Origin of the sequence: Actinokineospora spheciospongiae (genome assembly GCF_003182415.1) — a bacterium.
In the GTDB taxonomy this organism is placed as follows: Bacteria; Actinomycetota; Actinomycetes; order Mycobacteriales; family Pseudonocardiaceae; genus Actinokineospora; species Actinokineospora spheciospongiae.
Window position 1 is genome coordinate 11,614 of sequence record NZ_QHCP01000011.1, and the last position, 17,414, is coordinate 29,027.

Below are 17,414 nucleotides of genomic sequence, written 5' to 3' on the forward strand. Positions count from 1 at the left end.
TCCGCCGTCAACCCCAGCGGCCGGTGCGCACGCCCAGGGCGCCGAGGGTGACCGCGGCGGCGGTGGAGGTGCGCAGGACCGACGGGCCCAGGCGGACCGGTCGGGCACCCACCGCCGACAGCGCGTCCAACTCGTCCGGGGTGATGCCGCCCTCGGGGCCGACGACCAGCACCACGTCACCCGAGTCCGGCAGGTCCACGTCGGCCAGGCGGGTGGACAGGCCCGCCTCCAGCACCAGGGTCAGCGCGCTGGAGCCGACCAGGGTCAGGAGCCCGCGCAGCGCGACCGGCTCGCGCACCGGCGGGACCCACGGGCGGCGGGCCTGCTTGGCGGCCTCGCGGGCGGTCTTGCGCCAGCGCTCCAGGGCCTTCGCCCCGCGCGGGCCGTCCTCCCACTTGGTGACGCAGCGGGTGGCCCGCCAGGGGACGATGGCGTCGGCGCCGGCCTCGGTGGCCAGCTCGACCGCGAGTTCGCCGCGGTCGCCCTTGGGCAGGGCCTGCACGACGACCACGCGCGGGCTGGGTTCCGGTTCGGTCCAGCGCTCCTGCACGGCCAGGTCCAGGGTGTCGCGGCCCGCCGCCACCACGGTGCAGCGGGCCACGGCGCCCGCGCCGTCGGTGAGCAGCAGCGACTCCCCCGCCCGCAGCCTGCGGACGGCGGCGGCGTGCCTGCCCTCGGGGCCGTCGAGGGTGTGCGCGTCCGCCGCGGGCAGCGCGTCGACCAGGAACAGCGCGAGGGTCACCGGCGGCCGCGGAACTTGGAGAACAGACCGCCGCCCCGCCCGTTCGCCGAGGCCAGGGTGTGCTCCTCCTCGCCGCGCAGGGTCGCCAGCTCGCGCAGCAGCTCGGTCTGCCGGGCGTCGAGGCGGGTGGGGACCTCGACCTCGATGTGGACGTGCAGGTCGCCGCGGCCGTCGACGCGGCCGGTGGAGCGCAGCCGGGGCAGGCCGCGGCCGGGCATGACCAGTTCGGTGTCGGACTGGGTGCCCGGGTCCAGGTCGAGGTCGACGACCCCGTCGAGGGTCTCCAGCGGCAGCGACGCGCCCAGGGCCGCGGTGGTCATCGGGACGCGCAGCGTGCAGTGCAGGTGGGCGCCGTCGCGCTCGAAGGTGTTGTGCGCCAGCTCCTCGACCTCGACGTAGAGGTCACCGGCCGGGCCGCCGCCGGGGCCGACCTCGCCCTGCCCGGACAGCCGCACCCGCATCCCGTCGGCGACCCCGGCCGGGATCTTGACGGTGATGGTGCGCCGCGAGCGGACCCGGCCCTCACCGGCGCACTGGGTGCACGGCTCGGGGATGGTCTCGCCGAGGCCGCGGCAGGTGGGGCAGGCGCGCGCGGTGACGACCTGGCCGAGGAACGACCGCTGCACCGACTGCACCTCGCCGCGCCCGCCGCAGGTGTCGCAGGTGACCGGGGAGGTGCCCGCGACGCAGCCGGAGCCGCGGCACAGGTCGCACAGTATCGCGGTGTCCACGGTGATCTCGCGGCTGATGCCGGAGAAGCACTCCTCCAGCGTCATCTGGATGCGCAGCAGCGCGTCCGAGCCCGGCTGCACCCGGCTGCGCGGGCCGCGCCCACCGCCACCGGGGCCGCCCGCCGCGCCGAAGAAGGCGTCCATGATGTCGCCCAGCCCGAAGCCGCCGCCGCCGAACGGGTCGCGCCCGCCGCCCCCGCCGCCGTTGCCCAGCGGGTCGCCGCCCATGTCGACGATCTTGCGCTTCTGCGGGTCGGACAGGACCTCGTAGGCCGCGGTGACCTCGCGGAACCGCGTCTGCGCCGCCTCGTCCGGGTTGACGTCCGGGTGCAGCTCGCGCGCGAGCTTGCGGTAGGCGCGCTTGATCTCGTCGGCGCCCGCGTCCTGGCGCACCCCGAGCGTGCCGTAGTAGTCCCTCGCCACCGTGTCCAGTCCTCCTGCCCCGGCCGATCCGGGGTCACCGTCGCAGTAATCAGTCGATAATCAGTCGAATGCCCGCGGTCCTCTTACTGGCCGAGGATCTCGCCGACGTAGTTGGCCACGGCGCGCACCGCGGCGATGTTCGAGGGGTAGTCCATCCTCGTCGGCCCCACCACGCCCATGCCGCCGAGCAGGGTGGCCCTGGTGCCGTAGCCGATGGACACCACCGAGGTGCTGCGCATCTCCGCGGCCTCGTTCTCCTCGCCGATGCGCACCGTGATGGTGCCGGGGTCGGCGGTCGCGGCCAGCAGCTTGAGCACGACCACCTGTTCCTCCAGGGCCTCCAGCACCTGGCGCAGCGAGTTGGGGAAGTCCGCGGCGTTGCGGGTCAGGTTGGCCGTCCCGCCGAGCACGAGCCGTTCCTCCGGGTGCTCGACGAGCGATTCGACGAGCACGGTGGCGATCCGCACGACCGCGTCGCGCAGCTCCTTCGGCGCCCCCTCGGGCAGCTCGGCGACCTTGGCCGCGGCGTCGGTGAGCTTGCGCCCGGCCAGCGCGGAGTTGACCAGGGCGCGCAGCCGGGCCACCGACTCGTCGGTGACCACGTCGCCCAGGTCGACCATGCGCTGGTCGACCCGGCCGCTGTCGGTGATCAGCACCAGCATCAGCCGGGCCGGGGTGATCGTCACCAGTTCGACGTGGCGCACCGTGGAGGTGGTCAGCGTCGGGTACTGGATCACCGCGACCTGGCGGGTGAGCTGGGCCAGCAGCCGCACGCTGCGCCGCATCACGTCGTCGAGGTCGATCGCGCCCTCGAGGAAGCTCTGGATGGCCTTGCGCTCGGCCGACGTCAGCGGCTTGACCTCGCTGAGCCGGTCGACGAAGAGCCGGTAGCCCTTGTCGGTGGGGATGCGGCCCGCACTGGTGTGCGGCTGGGTGATGTAGCCGTCCTCCTCCAGGGAGGCCATGTCGTTGCGCACCGTCGCGCTGGACACGCCCAGGTTGTGCCGGTCGACGATGGCCTTGGAGGCCACCGGTTCCTGGTGCTGCACGTAGTCGGCGACGATGGCCCGCAGCACCTCGAAGCGCCGCTCGTCCGAGCTGACCACCCGCCACCTCCCTCGTGCGTCCGGTGCGTGTCGGTTCGAGTTTACGGAGGCGGGCGGGGTCGTGGTGGAGTCGGTTGGCCCAAGCGCGATCAGGACCACCGCGCCGGGCACCTTGCGCGGCCGCCCGTTGTGTCTGGATCATCCCCGCCATGGCCTCGTCGACGCTGACCACGGTGTTCCTCCCGATCGCCCTGGCGGTGGTGATGCTGGGCCTGGGGCTGTCGCTGTCGGTGGCCGACTTCGCCAGGGTGGCGCGGGTGCCCAGGGCCGCGCTGCTGGCGCTGGCGGTGCAGGTCCTGCTGCTCCCGGCGCTGGCCCTGGGGCTGGCGGTGGCCTTCGACCTGGCACCGGAACTCGCGGTGGGGCTGATGCTGCTGGCGGCGTCACCGGGCGGGACGACGGCGAACATCTTCAGCCACCTGGCGGGCGGCGACGTGGCGCTCAACGTCACGCTGACGGCGGTGAACTCGGTGCTGGCCGTGGTGACGCTGCCGCTGGTGGTGAACCTGTCGATCGCGGGGTTCCTCGGCGCCGACAGCGCGATCGGCCTGCAACCGGCGAAGACGTTGCAGGTGTTCGCGCTGGTCCTGGTGCCGGTGGCGATCGGGATGGTGGTGAACCGGCGCTTCCCGGGGTTCGCGGCGCGGGCGCGCGGGCCGGTGAAGGTGGCGTCGGTGGTGGTGCTGGTCGGGGTGATCCTCGCCGCGGTGTTCGCCGACCGGGGCAACGTGGGCGGCTACCTGCGCTCGGTCGGGGTGGTCGTGGTGCTGCTGTGCCTGGTGAGCCTGGCCATCGGGTACGCGGTGCCGCTGCTGGCGGGGGTGGCGCGTCCGCAGGCGATCGCGTCGGCGTTCGAGATCGGGCTGCACAACAGCACGCTGGCGATCACCGTGGCGTTGAGCCCGGCGCTGCTGGACAACGCGGCGATGGCGGTGCCCGCGGCGGTGTACGGGGTGGCGATGTTCTTCCCGGCCGGGGCGTTGGCGTGGTGGTTCGCCCGGCGGGGGCGGGCGGTGGCCGCCCGGTCGGAGGAGCGGGGGAGGTGACGCCCCCGCGTTCGGGGTTGTCCCCTCCCCTGCTGCCGCCGGGTGGTCGACGCCGCCGGATCAGGGGCGGGCACCCGGGGTCGTCACCACGGGATCGGGCCGTTCTCGTCGACGTAGGTCCCGGTCGGGCCGTCGTCGGGGATGGTGGCCATCTCCACGGCGATGGCCGCGCCCTGCCGCGGCGTGCGGTGACCCGCGTGGCCGTTGAGGTCGGTGGCCACGTAGCCGGGGCAGACGTTGTTGATCAGGATGCCGGTGCCCGCCAGCTCCCGCACGTACTGCAGGGTGATGGCGTTGAGGTAGGTCTTGGTGGGTGAGTAGGCGGTGTCCGCCGGGCCGGTGCCGTCCTCGCGGCCCGTGGCCTGGAAGGTCAGCGAGCCGACGCTGCTCGACAGGTTGACGACGCGCGGTGACGGGGAGCGGCGCAGCAGCGGCAGCACGGCGTTGGTGACCCGGACGACCCCGTAGACGTTGGTCTCGACGCCGGAGCGCAGCACGTCGATGTCGGCCGCGGTGGCGGGCATGGGCCACGCCCCGGCGGTGGCGGCGTTGTTGACCAGCACGTCGAGGCCGCCCCGCTCGGCGAGCAGCGCCGCGGCGGCGGTGACCGACGCGTCGTCGGTGACGTCCAGCGGCACGCCGAACGCGTCCACCCCGGCCGCGCGCAGCCGCGCCACCGCTTCCTCGCGCCGCCCGGTGTCCCGCGCGCCGACACCGACGGTGAACCCGCGCGCGCCGAGCCCGGCCGCGATCTCGTACCCGATCCCCTTGTTGGCGCCGGTGACCAGCGCGATCTTCTGTTCTTCCACGCCATCCATGGTGCTCACCGATCGTCATCGGACCAACACCGCCGGAGTGGGCCTTCGATACCCCAGGGGTATCGTCGTGGACGTGGACACGCGCGAGCTGCGCTACTTCGTCGCCGTCGCCGAGGAGTTGCACTTCGGCCGGGCCGCCGACCGGTTGGGCATCGCCCAGCCACCGCTGTCGCGGGCGATCTCCCGGCTCGAGCAGCGGCTCGGCGTCGCGCTGCTGGAGCGCACCAGCCGCCGGGTCGCGCTGACCGGCGCGGGCGCGGCGCTGCTGGCCGAGAGCAGGCCGATCCTCGGCGCGCTGGCCGCCGCCGAGCGCCGCACCCGCCAGGCCGCCGCCGAGCAACCGCGGATCACGCTCTCGGTCAAGGCCGGGACCACCGGCGAACTGCTGGCCAAGCTGCTCGACGCCTACGCGGGCGAGCCCGGCTCCGTGCCGGTCGACCTCCTCCTCGGCGACGCCCACCAGCAGGAGGCCCGGCTGCGCGGCGGCGAGGCCGACGTCGCCCTGCTGCACCTGCCCTTCGACGCCACGGCGGGCTTCGAGGTCGAGCCGTTGCTGACCGAGGGCCAGGTGCTCGTCCTGCCCACCTCCCACCCCCTGGCCCGGCGCACCCGGCTGCACATGTCCGAGATCGACGCCCGGACCGACCTGCCGCTGGCCCGCTGGCCCCGGGTCGACGGGACCTACCCCGACGGCCCCGGCGTGGAGATCCGGAACCTGACCCAGCTCTACCAGTTGATCGCGCTGGGCCGGGGCGCGGTGGTGCTCCCGGAGTCCTGCCGCAGCGACTTCACCCACGACCTGGCCACCGTCCCGGTCGTCGACGGCCAACCCGTGACCACGGTGATCGCGTGGCCGTCGATGAGCCGCTCCCGCCCGGTCGCCGACCTGGTGCGGTTGGCGACCGGGCTCTGGCCGCAGTCCGACCAGGACGCGGTCAGGAGCCGGGGGGTGCCGGGTCGGTGATCCGACCCACCGGCGAACGCCCCGGACCGGGGACAGGTGCTCAGAGGGAAACCGGCACCGAGGTGGCGCCGCGCAGGTTGATCCGGCCGTTCCAGGTGACATCCCCGGCCAGGGCGAGGTCGGGGAAGCGGCGGACGAGGCGGTCGAAGGCCACCCGGCCCTCCAGGCGGGCCAGGGCCGCGCCCAGGCAGTGGTGGGGGCCCGCGCCGAAGGACACGTGGTGGCGGGCGTTGGGGCGGTCCACGCGGAACTCGTCGGCGTCGGGGCCCCAGAAGCGCTCGTCGCGGTTGGCGGAGGCGAGGCTGGCGATGGCGAAGGTGCCCGCGGGGATCTCCCGGCCGCCCACCTCGGCCGGGCGGAGGGTGACCCGCCTGCTGGACTGGACCGGGCTGTCGTAGCGCAGCATCTCCTCCACCGCGTTGCCGACCAGCCCGGGGTCGGCCTTGAGCGCGGCGTGCTGGGCGGGGTGGCGCAGGAGGGCGACGGCGCCGTTGGAGATCAGGTTGACGGTGGTCTCGTGGCCCGCGACGTAGAGCAGGACCACCTGGGCCACCAGCTCGTCCGGGCTGAGGACCCAGCCGCCGTGCTCGGCCCGGATCAGCGCGGTGAGCAGGTCGTCGCCGGGGTGGGCGCGCTTGTGCTCGATGGCCTCGGCGGTCAGCTCGCACAGCTCGCGGTCGGCCTCGCCGACGCGCTTGGCCAGCTCGGGGTCGGCCATCGGTTCCAGTGAGCGCACCAGCAGGCCGGTCAGCTCGCGCAACCGGGGGGCGTCGGTGAGCGGCATCCCGAGCATGTCGTTGATCACGGTGAACGGCAGCGGGAAGGCCAGCGCCTCGACCAGGTCGCCCCCGCCGTCGGCGGCGAGCCCGTCCAGGGCGGTGTCGACCAGTTCGGTGATGCGGGGTTCCAGGGCGCCGATCGCCCGGGGGGTGAAGACCTTCTGCACCAGGCCGCGCAGCCGGGTGTGGTCGGGCGGGTCGCGGTCGAGCATGGACATGCCGCCCGCGCGGAAGTCGACCCCGCCCGCGGCCTCGCGCATGGCGTCGCGCACCGGGTGCGGCACGACGTTGCGCTGCTCGACGGACAGGTCGGCCCGCAGCAGGGCGGTGACGTCGCTGTGCCGCGACACCAGCCAGAACCCCATCGGGTGATCCTGGACCGGGTCCTGGTCGCGCAGCTCGCGGTAGTGCGGGTACGGGTCCTCCGCGAAACCGGGGGCGAACGGGTTGAACAGTGCGGTGGTCACCAATTCACCTACTTTGTGTTGGTCACATACACCGTGTATGTCAGTAGGGTCTCAGCGTATGTCGGATGTCAAGAGTCGGCGGGAGCAGTACTCCGACGCGACGCGCGCGGCGCTCATCGCCGCCGCCACCACCAGGTTCGCCACCGAGGGCTACTCCGCGACGGCCCTGGAAGACGTCGCCGCCGACATCCGGGCCACCCGGGGCGCGGTCTACCACCACTTCGGCAACAAGAGGGCCCTGTTCGAGGCGGTGATGGAGGAACTGGCCGCCGCGGCGTTCGAGCAGATCGTGCGCGCCCGCGCGGGCGCCGACTCGCCCTGGGCGGGGGCGGTGGCCGCGCTGGAGGCGTTCCTCGACCGGTGCATGGACCCGGTCTACAGCCGGGTCGTCTGGCAGGAGGGGCCGGTCGCCCTGGGCTGGCGGGCCTGGCAGGCCACCGAGCAGAAGTACGCCTACGGTCAGATCGAGGAGATCCTGCGCGACCTGGTCGGCGACGGGGAGATCGACCCGTTGCCGCTGGGGCCCGCCACCCGGGTCGTCTTCTGGGCGCTGGGCGCGGCCGGGCTGGGCTTGGCCGAGGCGGACCCGGCGGAGCGCTCCGCGCTGCGCGCGGACTACGCCGAGGTCGCCCGCAGGCTGCTCGTCGGCCTGCGCTCCGCCGCCGACCCGGTGTGATCGGCCCGTCGTGGTCACCCGGGCCGCGCCCGGTGGCTACCCTCGACTCGGACGCGAACGGCGCGTCCAGGAGAAAGGACCCATGAGCGACGAACGCGCCCTGGCCGAACGCCTGGGCTTCACCCGGGACCAGCAGGCCCTGGAGATCGGCTTCGACGACGACACCGACGCCGCCCTGCGCGACTCCGTGGAGGAGGTGACCGGGCAGGAATTGCTCGACGAGGACTCCGACGAGGAGGCCGACGTGGTCCTGCTCTGGTTCCGCGAGGACGACGGCGACCTGACCGACACCCTGGTCGACGCGGGCTCCCGGCTGGTCGAGGGCGGCACCGTGTGGCTGTTGACGCCCAAGGTGGGCCGGGACGGCTACGTCGAGCCCGGCGACATCACCGAGGCCGCGGACACCGCCGGGTTCAACGCGATGAAGTCCGTCGCCGCCGGGCCCGACTGGTCCGGCACCAAGCTGGCCGCGGGCAGGCACTGAGGACCCCCGCACCCGGCCCCGGCCGGATCAGGTCAGCCTGCGCACCACCGCGTCGGCGAGCAGCCTGCCCCGGTCGGTGAGCACGCAGCGGCCCCCGGCGAGGGCGGTGGGGTCGAGGAGGCCGTCGACGGCGGCCACCCTCGCCTCCTCGGTCGCGGCCGCGTCCAGCGCGGCGACCGGCAGCCCGTCGGCGAGCCTCAGCTCCAGCAGCACGCGCTCGACGCGGCGGTCGTCGGCGGTGAGGACTTCGCGGCCCAGCGCCGGGGACAGCCCGCCCGCCAGCAGCTCCGCGTACCTGGCCGGGTGCTTGGCGTTCCACCAGCGCACCCCGCCGACGTGGCTGTGCGCGCCGGGGCCCGCGCCCCACCAGTCGCCGCCGCGCCAGTAGAGCATGTTGTGCGCGCAGCGGGCCTCCGCGTCGGCGGCCCAGTTGGAGACCTCGTACCAGCGCAGGCCCGCGGCCCCCAGGGCCGCGTCGACCTGCTCGTAGCGGTCGGCCAGCACGTCGTCGTCCGGGGCGGGCAGCTCGCCGCGGCGGATGCGGCGGGCCAGCGCGGTGCCCTCCTCGACGATCAGCGCGTAGGCCGACACGTGGTCGACACCGGACTCCAGCACCGCCTCCAACGACGCCGCGAGGTCCTCCGGGCGTTCGCCGGGGGTGCCGTAGATCAGGTCGAGGTTGACGTGGGCGATGCCCTCCGCGCGCGCCTCGCGGGCGGCGGCGACGGCGCGGCCGGGGGTGTGCGTGCGGTCGAGCACGGTCAGCACGTGCCGGGCGGCGGACTGCATCCCCAGCGACACCCGGGTGTATCCCGCGTCACGCAGCCCGGCGAAGAAGGCGGGCGAGGTGGACTCCGGATTGGACTCGGTGGTGACCTCCGCGCCGTCGGCGAGCCCGAAAGTGGCGCGGATCGCGTCCAGGACCTGAGACAACCCTGCGGCACCGAGCAGTGACGGTGTGCCACCGCCGACGAAGACGGTCTCCGCACGCGGCGGGCTGCCCAAGATCGTCGCGGCCAGCTCCAGCTCGCGCCGCAGACCCTCCATCCAGGAGGCGGGCGAGGCGGAAGTCCCCAGCTCACCGGGGGTGTAGGTGTTGAAGTCGCAGTAGCCGCAGCGGGTCGCGCAGAACGGCACGTGGACGTAGACGCCGAAGGGCCGGGCGCCCAGTCCGGCGAGGGCGGCGGGCGGGAGCGCGCCGTCGGGCGGGGCGGGGTCGCCGTCGGGGGGAGCGGAGGGCACGACACCCATCATCGCAGGGCGCGACGTGCGGTTTCGGCCGCCTCGGCGCAAGCACATCGTGCGCCGTCCCAGCATGCGGATGACTGTGGACCACACCGTGGACGCGTGGCACGCTGAGGACATGTCAGCGACTGAGGTCTTCCTGGTGGTCCGCCGCCACGTGGACCTGCGTCGCGTGTCCAGCGCGCTGTGCCGGGCCACCTGACCTGTCGTCGCCCCAGTTCGCGTTCAGCAGGCGTCGGCGCGCAGGCTGCGTGATCCCAGGCACACACCGGGATTCGTCAGCGGGCGCGCGCGCCCCGACCCCGGAGGACAAGCCCGGTGTCTCCCACCACACCGCCGGCCAGTGCCGGCAAGCGAGCACAAACCCGTCGCGGTGAGGGCCAATGGGCCCTCGGCTACCGCGAGCCGCTGAACCCGAACGAACGGTCCAAGAGGGACGACAACCCGCTGAACGTGCGCGAGCGGATCGAGAACATCTACGCGCACAACGGGTTCGACAGCATCGACCCGGGCGACCTGCGCGGCCGGTTCCGCTGGTACGGCCTCTACACCCAGCGCAAGCCCGGGATCGACGGCGGCCGCACGGCCACCCTCGAACCCGAGGAGCTCGACGACGAGTACTTCATGCTGCGCGTGCGCACCGACGGCGGCGCGGTCACCACCGACCAACTGCGCGTCCTCGGTGAGCTGTCCAAGGACTACGCGCGCGACACCGCCGACATCACCGACCGGCAGAACATCCAGTACCACTGGATTCGCGTCGAGGACATGCCGACCATCTGGGCCAGGCTCGAGGGCGCGGGCATGACCACCATGGAGGCCTGCGGCGACAGCCCCCGGGTGATCCTGGGCTCACCGGTCGCCGGGATCGCCGAGGCCGAGGTGCTCGACGGCAGCCCGGCCGTCGACGAGATCAAGCGCCGGTTCATCGGCAACCCGGAGTTCGCCAACCTGCCGCGCAAGTTCAAGTCGGCGGTGTCCGGGCTGCCGGACGTGGCGCACGAGATCCACGACGTCGCCTTCGTCGGCGTGGTCCACCCCGAGCACGGCCCCGGCTTCGACGTCTGGGTCGGCGGCGGCCTCTCGACCAACCCGATGATCGGTCAGCGCCTGGGCGCGTGGGTGCCGCTGGACGAGGTCGCCGACGTCTACGGCGCCGTCATCGGCGTCTTCCGCGACTACGGCTACCGGCGGCTGCGCCACCGCGCGCGCATCAAGTTCCTGGTCAAGGACTGGGGCGTGGAGAAGTTCCGCGAGGTCATGGAGGAGAAGTACCTGGGGCGCAAGCTGATCGACGGCCCCGCCCCGGAGGTCCCCGCCACCCCGTACGACCACGTGGGCGTGCACCGGCAGAAGGACGGCCTGTTCTACGTCGGCGCCGCGCCGGTCGCGGGCCGGGTGTCCGGGACGACGCTGCTGGAGGTCGCGGCGGCGGCCGAGCGGGCCGGGTCGCGGCGGGTGCGGTTCACCCCGCTGCAGAAGCTGGTGGTGCTGGACGTGCCCGAGGCCGAGGTGCCCGCGCTCCAGGCCGCGCTCGCCGACCTCGGCCTGCACACGGACCCCTCGCCGTGGCGGCGCGGGGTGATGGCCTGCACCGGCATCGAGTTCTGCAAGCTGGCGATCGTGGAGACCAAGGGCCGCGCGCTGGACCTGGTGACCAAGCTGGAGACCCGGCTCAAGGACGTCACCGACACCCAGTCGCTGGCGCCGCTCGCGGTGCACATCAACGGCTGCCCCAACTCCTGCGCCCGCATCCAGACCGCCGACATCGGCCTCAAGGGCCAGATCGTCACCGACGACGCGGGCAACCAGGTCGAGGGCTTCCAGGTGCACCTCGGCGGCGGCCTCGGCCTCGACACCGGGTTCGGCCGCAAGCTGCGCGGGCACAAGGTGACCGGCGACGAGCTGCCCGACTACGTCGAGCGGGTCGTGCGCAACTTCGTCGCCGGGCGCGAGCCGGACGAGCGGTTCGCCCAGTGGGTCGCCCGCGCCGACGACGGCGCCCTGAGGTGAGCGGGCGGGCAACCCCGTTCCACTGCCCGTACTGCGGCGAAGAAGACCTTCGGCCGCAGGAGGAACCGCGCTCGGCCTGGCTGTGCGCCGGGTGCCGCCGGGTGTTCACGGTGGAGTTCCTCGGACTGAACCTGAGCAAGGAGGCCGGTCAGTGACCACCACCGACACGAAGGACCTGCGCGCGCTGGCCGAACGGGCCGAGCACGAGCTGGCCGGGGCGAGCGCCGCGGAAGCGCTTGCGTGGACCACGCAGACGTTCGGCGACCGGTTCATCGTCGCCTCCAACATGCAGGACGCGGTGCTGGTCCACCTGGCCTACCAGCACAAGCGCGACATCGACGTGCTGTTCCTGCAGACGGGCTACCACTTCGCCGAGACCATCGGCACCCGCGACGCGGTGGAGGCGGTCTACCCGGAGCTGCGGATCGTGAACGCCGAGGCCGCGCAGTCCGTGGCCGAGCAGGAGGCGGAGTTCGGGCCGCTGAACAAGACCGACCCCGGCCAGTGCTGCTTCCTGCGCAAGGTGGTGCCGCTGCGGGAGACGCTGTCGCGCTACGACGCGTGGGTGACCGGGGTGCGCCGGGTGGACGCGCCCACCCGGGCGAACACGCCGATCGTGCAGTGGGACGACCGCAACGGGTTGGTGAAGGTCAACCCGATCGCGGCCTGGTCCGACGACGAGTTCAACGGCTTCATCGCCGAGAACGCGATCCTGGAGAACCCGTTGGTGAGCACGGGTTACCTGTCCATCGGCTGCGCGCCGTGCACGGCGAAGCCGCTGCCGGGGCAGGACGCGCGCAGCGGCCGGTGGGCCGGGCAGAGCAAGACCGAGTGCGGATTGCACGGGTGAGGCGGGAATGACCAGCACACAGACACGGCTCGATTCCCTGGACCGGTTGGAGTCCGAGGCGATCCACATCTTCCGCGAGGTCGCGGGCGAGTTCGACCGGCCGGTGATCCTGTTCTCCGGCGGCAAGGACTCCACGGTGCTGCTGCACCTGGCGATCAAGGCGTTCTGGCCCGCGCCGGTGCCGTTCCCGCTGCTGCACGTGGACACCGGGCACAACCTCGCCGAGGTCATCGAGTTCCGCGACCGCACCGTCGAGCGCCACGGCCTGCGCCTGGTGGTGGCGAGCGTGCAGGACTACATCGACGACGGGCGGCTGGAGGAGCGCGCGGACGGCACCCGCAACCCGTTGCAGACCACGCCGCTGCTCGACTCGATCACCGGCAACAGGTTCGACGCGGTGTTCGGCGGCGGGCGCCGCGACGAGGAGCGCGCCCGGGCGAAGGAAAGAATTTTCAGCCTACGCAATTCCTTCGGCCAGTGGGACCCGCGGCGCCAGCGTCCCGAACTGTGGAACCTCTATAACGGCAGGCACCGCCCCGGCGAACATGTCCGCGTGTTCCCGCTGTCGAACTGGACCGAACTCGACGTCTGGCGCTACATCAAGCGCGAGGCGATCGAGCTGCCGTCCATCTACTACGCACACCGCCGCGAGGTGTTCCAGCGCGACGGCATGTGGTTGACCGCGGGCCCGTGGTTCGGTCCCCGGGCCGACGAACCGGTCCGGGAGCTGACCGTGCGCTACCGCACGGTCGGCGACGGGTCCTGCACCGGCGCCGTCGTGTCCGACGCCGCCGACATCGACACCGTCATCGCCGAGGTGTCGGCCAGCAGGCTCACCGAGCGCGGCGCGACCCGCGCCGACGACCGGATGTCGGAGGCGGCCATGGAAGACCGCAAGCGGGAGGGCTACTTCTGATGGACCTGTTGCGCCTGGCGACCGCCGGAAGCGTCGACGACGGCAAGTCCACCCTGGTGGGCCGCCTGCTCTACGACACCAAGTCCGTGCTCGCCGACACCCTCGACGCGGTGCACCGCGCCAGCGTCGACAAGGGACTGAGCACCCCCGACCTGTCGCTGCTGGTGGACGGCCTGCGCTCGGAGCGCGAGCAGGGCATCACCATCGATGTCGCCTACCGCTACTTCGCCACCCCGAACCGCTCGTTCGTCCTGGCCGACACCCCCGGGCACGTGCAGTACACCCGCAACACCGTCACCGGCGCCTCCACCGCGCAGCTTGCGGTGCTGCTGGTCGACGCGCGCAAGGGCGTGCTGGAGCAGACCCGCCGCCACGCCGCGGTGCTGGCGCTGCTGGGCGTGCCGCGGCTGGTGCTGGCGGTGAACAAGGTGGACCTGGTCGGCTACGACGAGGCGGTGTTCGAGGCCATCGCCGCCGAGTTCGCCGAGCACGCCACCGCCCTGGGCTACCCGCTGGGCTCGGTGCTGTCGATCCCGGTGTCGGCGCTGGTCGGCGACAACGTGGTGGACCGCTCCGCGCACACCCCCTGGTACGCCGGGCCGACGCTGCTGGAGCACCTGGAGACCGTCCCGGTGGAGCCGGACCCGCACGACGTGCCGTTCCGCTTCCCGGTGCAGTACGTCATCCGCACCAACACCCCCGAGTTCCCCGACTACCGCGGCTACGCGGGCCAGGTGGCGGCGGGCACGGTCCGCGTCGGCGACGAGGTCGTGGCGCTGCCCGCGGGCCTGCGCACCACCGTGGCGCGCATCGACACCCCGGGCGGTCCGCTGCCCGAGGCCGAGGCGGGCCGGTCGGTGACCCTGGTGCTGGCCGACGAGATCGACATCAGCCGCGGCGACCTGATCGCCCCCTCGGCCGACGCCCCGATCAGCGCCGACGAGTTCGGCGCGACCGTGGCGTGGCTGTCGGACAAGCCGCTGCGCCCCGGCGCCCGCGTGCTGGTCAAGCACGGCGCGCGGACGGTGCCCGCGCTCGTCGGCGGGCTCAGCGCCCGCTTCGACGAGCAGCGGCTGCTGAGCGTGCCGGACCCGGAGTCGTTGGCGCTCAACGAGATCGGCCGCGTCACCATCCGCACCGCCGAGCCCCTGCCGGTCGACGACTACGCCCTCAACCGGCGCACCGGCGCCTTCCTGGTGATCGACCCCGCCGACGGGTCGACCCTGGCGGCGGGCCTGGTCGGGGCACCGCTCCCCGAACTGGAGACCGGGAGCGGCTGTACCGGCGGCGGAGAGGCCGCCACCACAGCCGCAGACCTCGTCTCCCCCGGTCCCTGAACCCCCCGCAGATCCCCGAAAGGCCCACCACCGTGAGAAGCACCCGCCGCGCCTTCGCAGCCGGCATCGCCGCCCTGTCCTTAGCGTCCCTGGTCGCCGGGTGCTCCCGCGCCGACCGCGGTGACACCTCGGCCTCGGACACCGCGACCGACCAGGGCCCGGCGGCCGAGCTGCGGCTGGGCTACTTCCCCAACGTCACGCACGCCTCCGCGCTGATCGGCCTGGAGAAGGGCTTCTTCGCAAAGGAACTGGGCGGCACCAAGCTGGTCCCGACGAAGTTCAACGACGGTCCCACCGAGGTGGCGGCGTTCCTCGGTGGTTCGCTCGACGCGGGCTTCATCGGCTCCGGCCCGGCCATCAACGCCTTCGCCAAGTCCGACGGCGAGGCCGTGCGGCTGGTGGCGGGCGGCACGTCGGCGGGCGCGCAGCTCGTCACCTCGGCCGACATCACCAAGCCCGAGGACCTCGTCGGCAAGACCGTGGTGACCCCGGCCCTGGGCAACACCCAGGACGTGGCGCTGAAGAAGTGGCTCGTCGACAAGGGCCTCAAGGACAGGGTGCAGGTCACCAACCGGGAGAACGCCCAGACCCTCGACGCGTTCAAGAAGGGCGAGGTGCAGGCCGCGTGGCTGCCCGAGCCGTGGTCGTCGCGGCTGGTGCTCGACGCGGGCGCGAAGGTCCTGCTCGATGAGAAGGAGCTGTGGGCCGACGGCAAGTTCCCGACCACGACCCTGCTGGTGCGCACCCAGTACCTCAAGGAGCACCCGCAGACGGTGCAGGCGCTGCTGCGCGGGCTGCTGACCGCCAACGCCTACGCGGGCAGTGACAGCGCGGACGCCAAGCTCGCGGTGAACAAGCAACTGGAGGCGTTGACCGGCAAGGGCCTCAACGCCGCCGTCATCGACCGCGCGTTCACCTCGATCAGCCTGGACACCGACCCGCTCGCCGCGACCTACCCGCGGCTGGCGAAGGACGCCGTCACCGCGGGCGTCGCCACCGAGGAGACCGGGCTGGGCGGCTTCTTCGACCTCGGCGCGCTCAACACCGTCCTCAAGGCCGCGGGCAAACCGGAGGCGGACGCCGCCGGTCTGGACAAGAAGTAAGCCGAAGCCCCGTTGACGCTGAAGCCCGTGACACAGGACGACCGAGGAAGGCAGGCGACACGATGACCGCCACGCTCCCCACGCACCGCGGGACCGACACCGCCGTGCGGCTCACCGGGGTCCGCAAGACCTTCGGGCAGGGCACCCGCGCGGTGACCGCGCTCGACGGGATCGACCTGCGGGTCGCGCCCGGCGAGTTCGTCTGCCTCCTCGGCGCCTCCGGCTGCGGCAAGACCACCGTGCTCAACCTGATCGCGGGCCTGGACCAGCCCAGCGCGGGCACGATCGAGCTGTCCACCTCCCGGCCCGCGGTGATGTTCCAGGAGGCCGCGCTGATGCCGTGGCTGACCGCCGCGCGCAACGTGGAGCTGCCGCTGCGGCTGGCCGGGGTGAAGAAGGCCGAGCGGGAGACCCGCGCGGCCGAACTGCTGGACCTGGTCCGCCTCTCCGGGGCGGGCGACAAGCGCCCGCACGAGCTGTCCGGCGGGATGCGCCAGCGGGTCGCGCTGGCCAGGGCGCTGGCCTCGGCGCTCAACCGCGAGGGCGACGGCGCCGCGCTGCTGCTGATGGACGAGCCGTTCTCCGCCCTCGACGCCATCACCCGCGACTTCCTGCAGAGCGAGCTGCTGCGGGTGTGGCAGGCCACCGGCACCGCGGTCGTGTTCGTCACCCACGACGTGCGCGAGGCGGTGCGGCTGGGGCAGCGGGTGGTGCTGCTGTCGTCGAAGCCGGGCCGGGTGGTGCAGGAGTGGGCCGTGGCCGACCTCGACGCCCCGGAGGGCGCCCTGGTCACCGAGGAGATCAACGGGCGCCTGCGCGAGGTGATCAGCAGCCATGCCGCCTGAGGCGACGGCCCCGGTGGCCGACCACGCCGTCGAGGGCCTCGACGCGCTCGACGCCCCGCCCGAGCAGCCGCGCAGGCGCACCGGGCTGGTCCGGTCGGTGCTCGCCCCCGTCGGCGCGCTGGTGCTGTTCGTCGCGGTGTGGCAGGCGCTGTGGGCGGCGGCGATCTGGCCGGAGTACCAGTTGCCCGCCCCGATCGCCGTGTGGGACCAGGTCTGGAAGGTCACCCAGACCGGCCAGGTGTGGGAATTCCTCTGGGTCTCGGTGCACCGGGCGATCATCGGCTTCCTGATCTCGCTGGCCGTGGCGACGCCGCTGGGCCTGCTGCTGGCCAAGGTGGCGATCGTGCGGGCGGCGATCGGCCCGGTCATCTCCGGCCTGCAGAGCCTGCCGTCGGTGGCCTGGGTGCCCGCCGCCGTGCTGTGGTTCGGCACCACCGACGCGGCCATCTACACGGTGGTCCTGCTGGGCGCGGTGCCCTCCATCGCGAACGGGCTGGTGGCGGGCATCGACCAGATCCCGCCGATCCTGCCCCGGGTGGGCAAGGTGCTCGGCGCGGGCCGGGTCGACGCGGCCCGCTACATCCTGCTGCCCGCCGCCCTGCCCGGGTACCTGGCGGGGCTCAAGCAGGGGTGGGCGTTCTCCTGGCGGTCGCTGATGGCCGCCGAGCTGATCGCGACCTCCCCGCAGCTCGGCTTCGGCCTGGGGCAGTACCTGCACAACGGCATGTCGCTGTCGGACATGTCGATGGTGATGGCGGGCATCCTGCTGATCTTCCTGGTGGGCGTGGGCATCGAACTGCTGCTGTTCCGGCCGCTGGAGCGGGCCGTGCTGCGCGCCCGCGGCCTGTCCGGGTCGCTGTGAGGGACCG

The 17,414-nt window shown here is 73.2% G+C and carries 19 protein-coding genes; 13 read left to right on the forward strand and 6 right to left on the reverse strand.

Annotated elements, in window-relative coordinates:
* Positions 1-7 precede the first annotated feature (7 nt).
* The 3 genes from DFQ13_RS25060 to hrcA form a co-directional block, all read right to left on the reverse strand.
* Positions 8-742 carry a 16S rRNA (uracil(1498)-N(3))-methyltransferase gene (locus tag DFQ13_RS25060; protein ID WP_110081588.1) on the reverse strand — a complete coding sequence of 245 codons (735 nt, stop codon included), beginning with the start codon at positions 740-742 and terminating at the stop codon, positions 8-10.
* The gene (gene dnaJ / locus DFQ13_RS25065) at positions 739-1,896 is read right to left on the reverse strand and encodes a molecular chaperone DnaJ (protein WP_110081589.1); all 1,158 of its coding nucleotides are present in this window, start codon (positions 1,894-1,896) and stop codon (positions 739-741) included. Before dnaJ ends, DFQ13_RS25060 begins: the two co-directional genes overlap by 4 nt.
* A gap of 83 nt (positions 1,897-1,979) precedes the next feature.
* The gene (gene hrcA / locus DFQ13_RS25070) at positions 1,980-3,002 is read right to left on the reverse strand and encodes a heat-inducible transcriptional repressor HrcA (protein WP_035285974.1); all 1,023 of its coding nucleotides are present in this window, start codon (positions 3,000-3,002) and stop codon (positions 1,980-1,982) included.
* Positions 3,003-3,151: 149 nt separating this feature from the next.
* On the opposite strand from hrcA, the gene DFQ13_RS25075 reads away from it, so the two are divergent.
* On the forward strand, positions 3,152-4,048 hold the full coding sequence (locus tag DFQ13_RS25075; RefSeq protein WP_110081590.1) for a bile acid:sodium symporter family protein: 897 nt from the start codon (positions 3,152-3,154) through the stop codon (positions 4,046-4,048).
* An 83-nt stretch (positions 4,049-4,131) separates the two neighbouring features.
* Here DFQ13_RS25075 and DFQ13_RS25080 read toward each other — a convergent pair whose 3' ends face one another.
* A complete protein-coding gene (locus tag DFQ13_RS25080; protein WP_110081709.1) occupies positions 4,132-4,857 on the reverse strand; it encodes an SDR family oxidoreductase in 726 nt (241 codons plus the stop codon).
* Positions 4,858-4,939: 82 nt separating this feature from the next.
* Here DFQ13_RS25080 and DFQ13_RS25085 point away from each other — a divergent pair, with 82 nt between their 5' ends.
* The gene (locus DFQ13_RS25085; protein WP_035286056.1) at positions 4,940-5,830 is read left to right on the forward strand and encodes a LysR family transcriptional regulator; all 891 of its coding nucleotides are present in this window, start codon (positions 4,940-4,942) and stop codon (positions 5,828-5,830) included.
* 40 nt (positions 5,831-5,870) lie between these two features.
* On the opposite strand, the gene DFQ13_RS25090 is transcribed toward DFQ13_RS25085, so the two are convergent.
* Positions 5,871-7,076 (reverse strand): cytochrome P450, encoded by a 1,206-nt coding sequence (locus tag DFQ13_RS25090; protein WP_233438573.1) that lies wholly within the window; start codon positions 7,074-7,076, stop codon positions 5,871-5,873.
* A gap of 58 nt (positions 7,077-7,134) precedes the next feature.
* On the opposite strand from DFQ13_RS25090, the gene DFQ13_RS25095 reads away from it, so the two are divergent.
* Together DFQ13_RS25095 and DFQ13_RS25100 are read left to right on the forward strand one after the other, a co-directional pair.
* Positions 7,135-7,752, forward strand: a complete 618-nt coding sequence (locus DFQ13_RS25095; protein ID WP_110081591.1) for a TetR/AcrR family transcriptional regulator — start codon at positions 7,135-7,137, stop codon at positions 7,750-7,752.
* Positions 7,753-7,834: 82 nt separating this feature from the next.
* Positions 7,835-8,236, forward strand: a complete 402-nt coding sequence (locus DFQ13_RS25100; protein ID WP_035285982.1) for a DUF3052 domain-containing protein — start codon at positions 7,835-7,837, stop codon at positions 8,234-8,236.
* A gap of 27 nt (positions 8,237-8,263) precedes the next feature.
* On the opposite strand, the gene hemW is transcribed toward DFQ13_RS25100, so the two are convergent.
* The gene (gene hemW, locus DFQ13_RS25105) at positions 8,264-9,478 is read right to left on the reverse strand and encodes a radical SAM family heme chaperone HemW (RefSeq protein ID WP_233427797.1); all 1,215 of its coding nucleotides are present in this window, start codon (positions 9,476-9,478) and stop codon (positions 8,264-8,266) included.
* 73 nt (positions 9,479-9,551) lie between these two features.
* Here hemW and DFQ13_RS35685 point away from each other — a divergent pair, with 73 nt between their 5' ends.
* The 9 genes from DFQ13_RS35685 to DFQ13_RS25150 all read left to right on the forward strand — a co-directional run bounded on the left by DFQ13_RS35685 (position 9,552) and on the right by DFQ13_RS25150 (position 17,407).
* Positions 9,552-9,683 (forward strand): putative leader peptide, encoded by a 132-nt coding sequence (locus DFQ13_RS35685; protein ID WP_267897667.1) that lies wholly within the window; start codon positions 9,552-9,554, stop codon positions 9,681-9,683.
* A gap of 116 nt (positions 9,684-9,799) precedes the next feature.
* Positions 9,800-11,494, forward strand: a complete 1,695-nt coding sequence (locus tag DFQ13_RS25115; protein ID WP_035285986.1) for a nitrite/sulfite reductase — start codon at positions 9,800-9,802, stop codon at positions 11,492-11,494.
* A complete protein-coding gene (locus DFQ13_RS25120; RefSeq protein WP_110081593.1) occupies positions 11,491-11,649 on the forward strand; it encodes an Insertion element protein in 159 nt (52 codons plus the stop codon). Before DFQ13_RS25115 ends, DFQ13_RS25120 begins: the two co-directional genes overlap by 4 nt.
* Positions 11,646-12,344, forward strand: a complete 699-nt coding sequence (locus DFQ13_RS25125; protein WP_035285990.1) for a phosphoadenylyl-sulfate reductase — start codon at positions 11,646-11,648, stop codon at positions 12,342-12,344. Before DFQ13_RS25120 ends, DFQ13_RS25125 begins: the two co-directional genes overlap by 4 nt.
* A gap of 7 nt (positions 12,345-12,351) precedes the next feature.
* The gene (gene cysD / locus DFQ13_RS25130; protein WP_035285992.1) at positions 12,352-13,260 is read left to right on the forward strand and encodes a sulfate adenylyltransferase subunit CysD; all 909 of its coding nucleotides are present in this window, start codon (positions 12,352-12,354) and stop codon (positions 13,258-13,260) included.
* Entirely contained in the window at positions 13,257-14,597 is a 1,341-nt protein-coding gene (locus tag DFQ13_RS25135; RefSeq protein ID WP_110081711.1) for a sulfate adenylyltransferase subunit 1, read from the forward strand. Before cysD ends, DFQ13_RS25135 begins: the two co-directional genes overlap by 4 nt.
* A 32-nt stretch (positions 14,598-14,629) precedes the next feature.
* A complete protein-coding gene (locus DFQ13_RS25140; protein WP_219994656.1) occupies positions 14,630-15,700 on the forward strand; it encodes an ABC transporter substrate-binding protein in 1,071 nt (356 codons plus the stop codon).
* Positions 15,701-15,762: 62 nt separating this feature from the next.
* Positions 15,763-16,545, forward strand: coding sequence for an ABC transporter ATP-binding protein (locus tag DFQ13_RS25145; RefSeq protein ID WP_035285994.1), 783 nt, complete (start codon positions 15,763-15,765; stop codon positions 16,543-16,545).
* Positions 16,535-17,407 (forward strand): ABC transporter permease, encoded by an 873-nt coding sequence (locus DFQ13_RS25150; RefSeq protein WP_110081594.1) that lies wholly within the window; start codon positions 16,535-16,537, stop codon positions 17,405-17,407. Before DFQ13_RS25145 ends, DFQ13_RS25150 begins: the two co-directional genes overlap by 11 nt.
* Positions 17,408-17,414 lie beyond the last annotated feature (7 nt).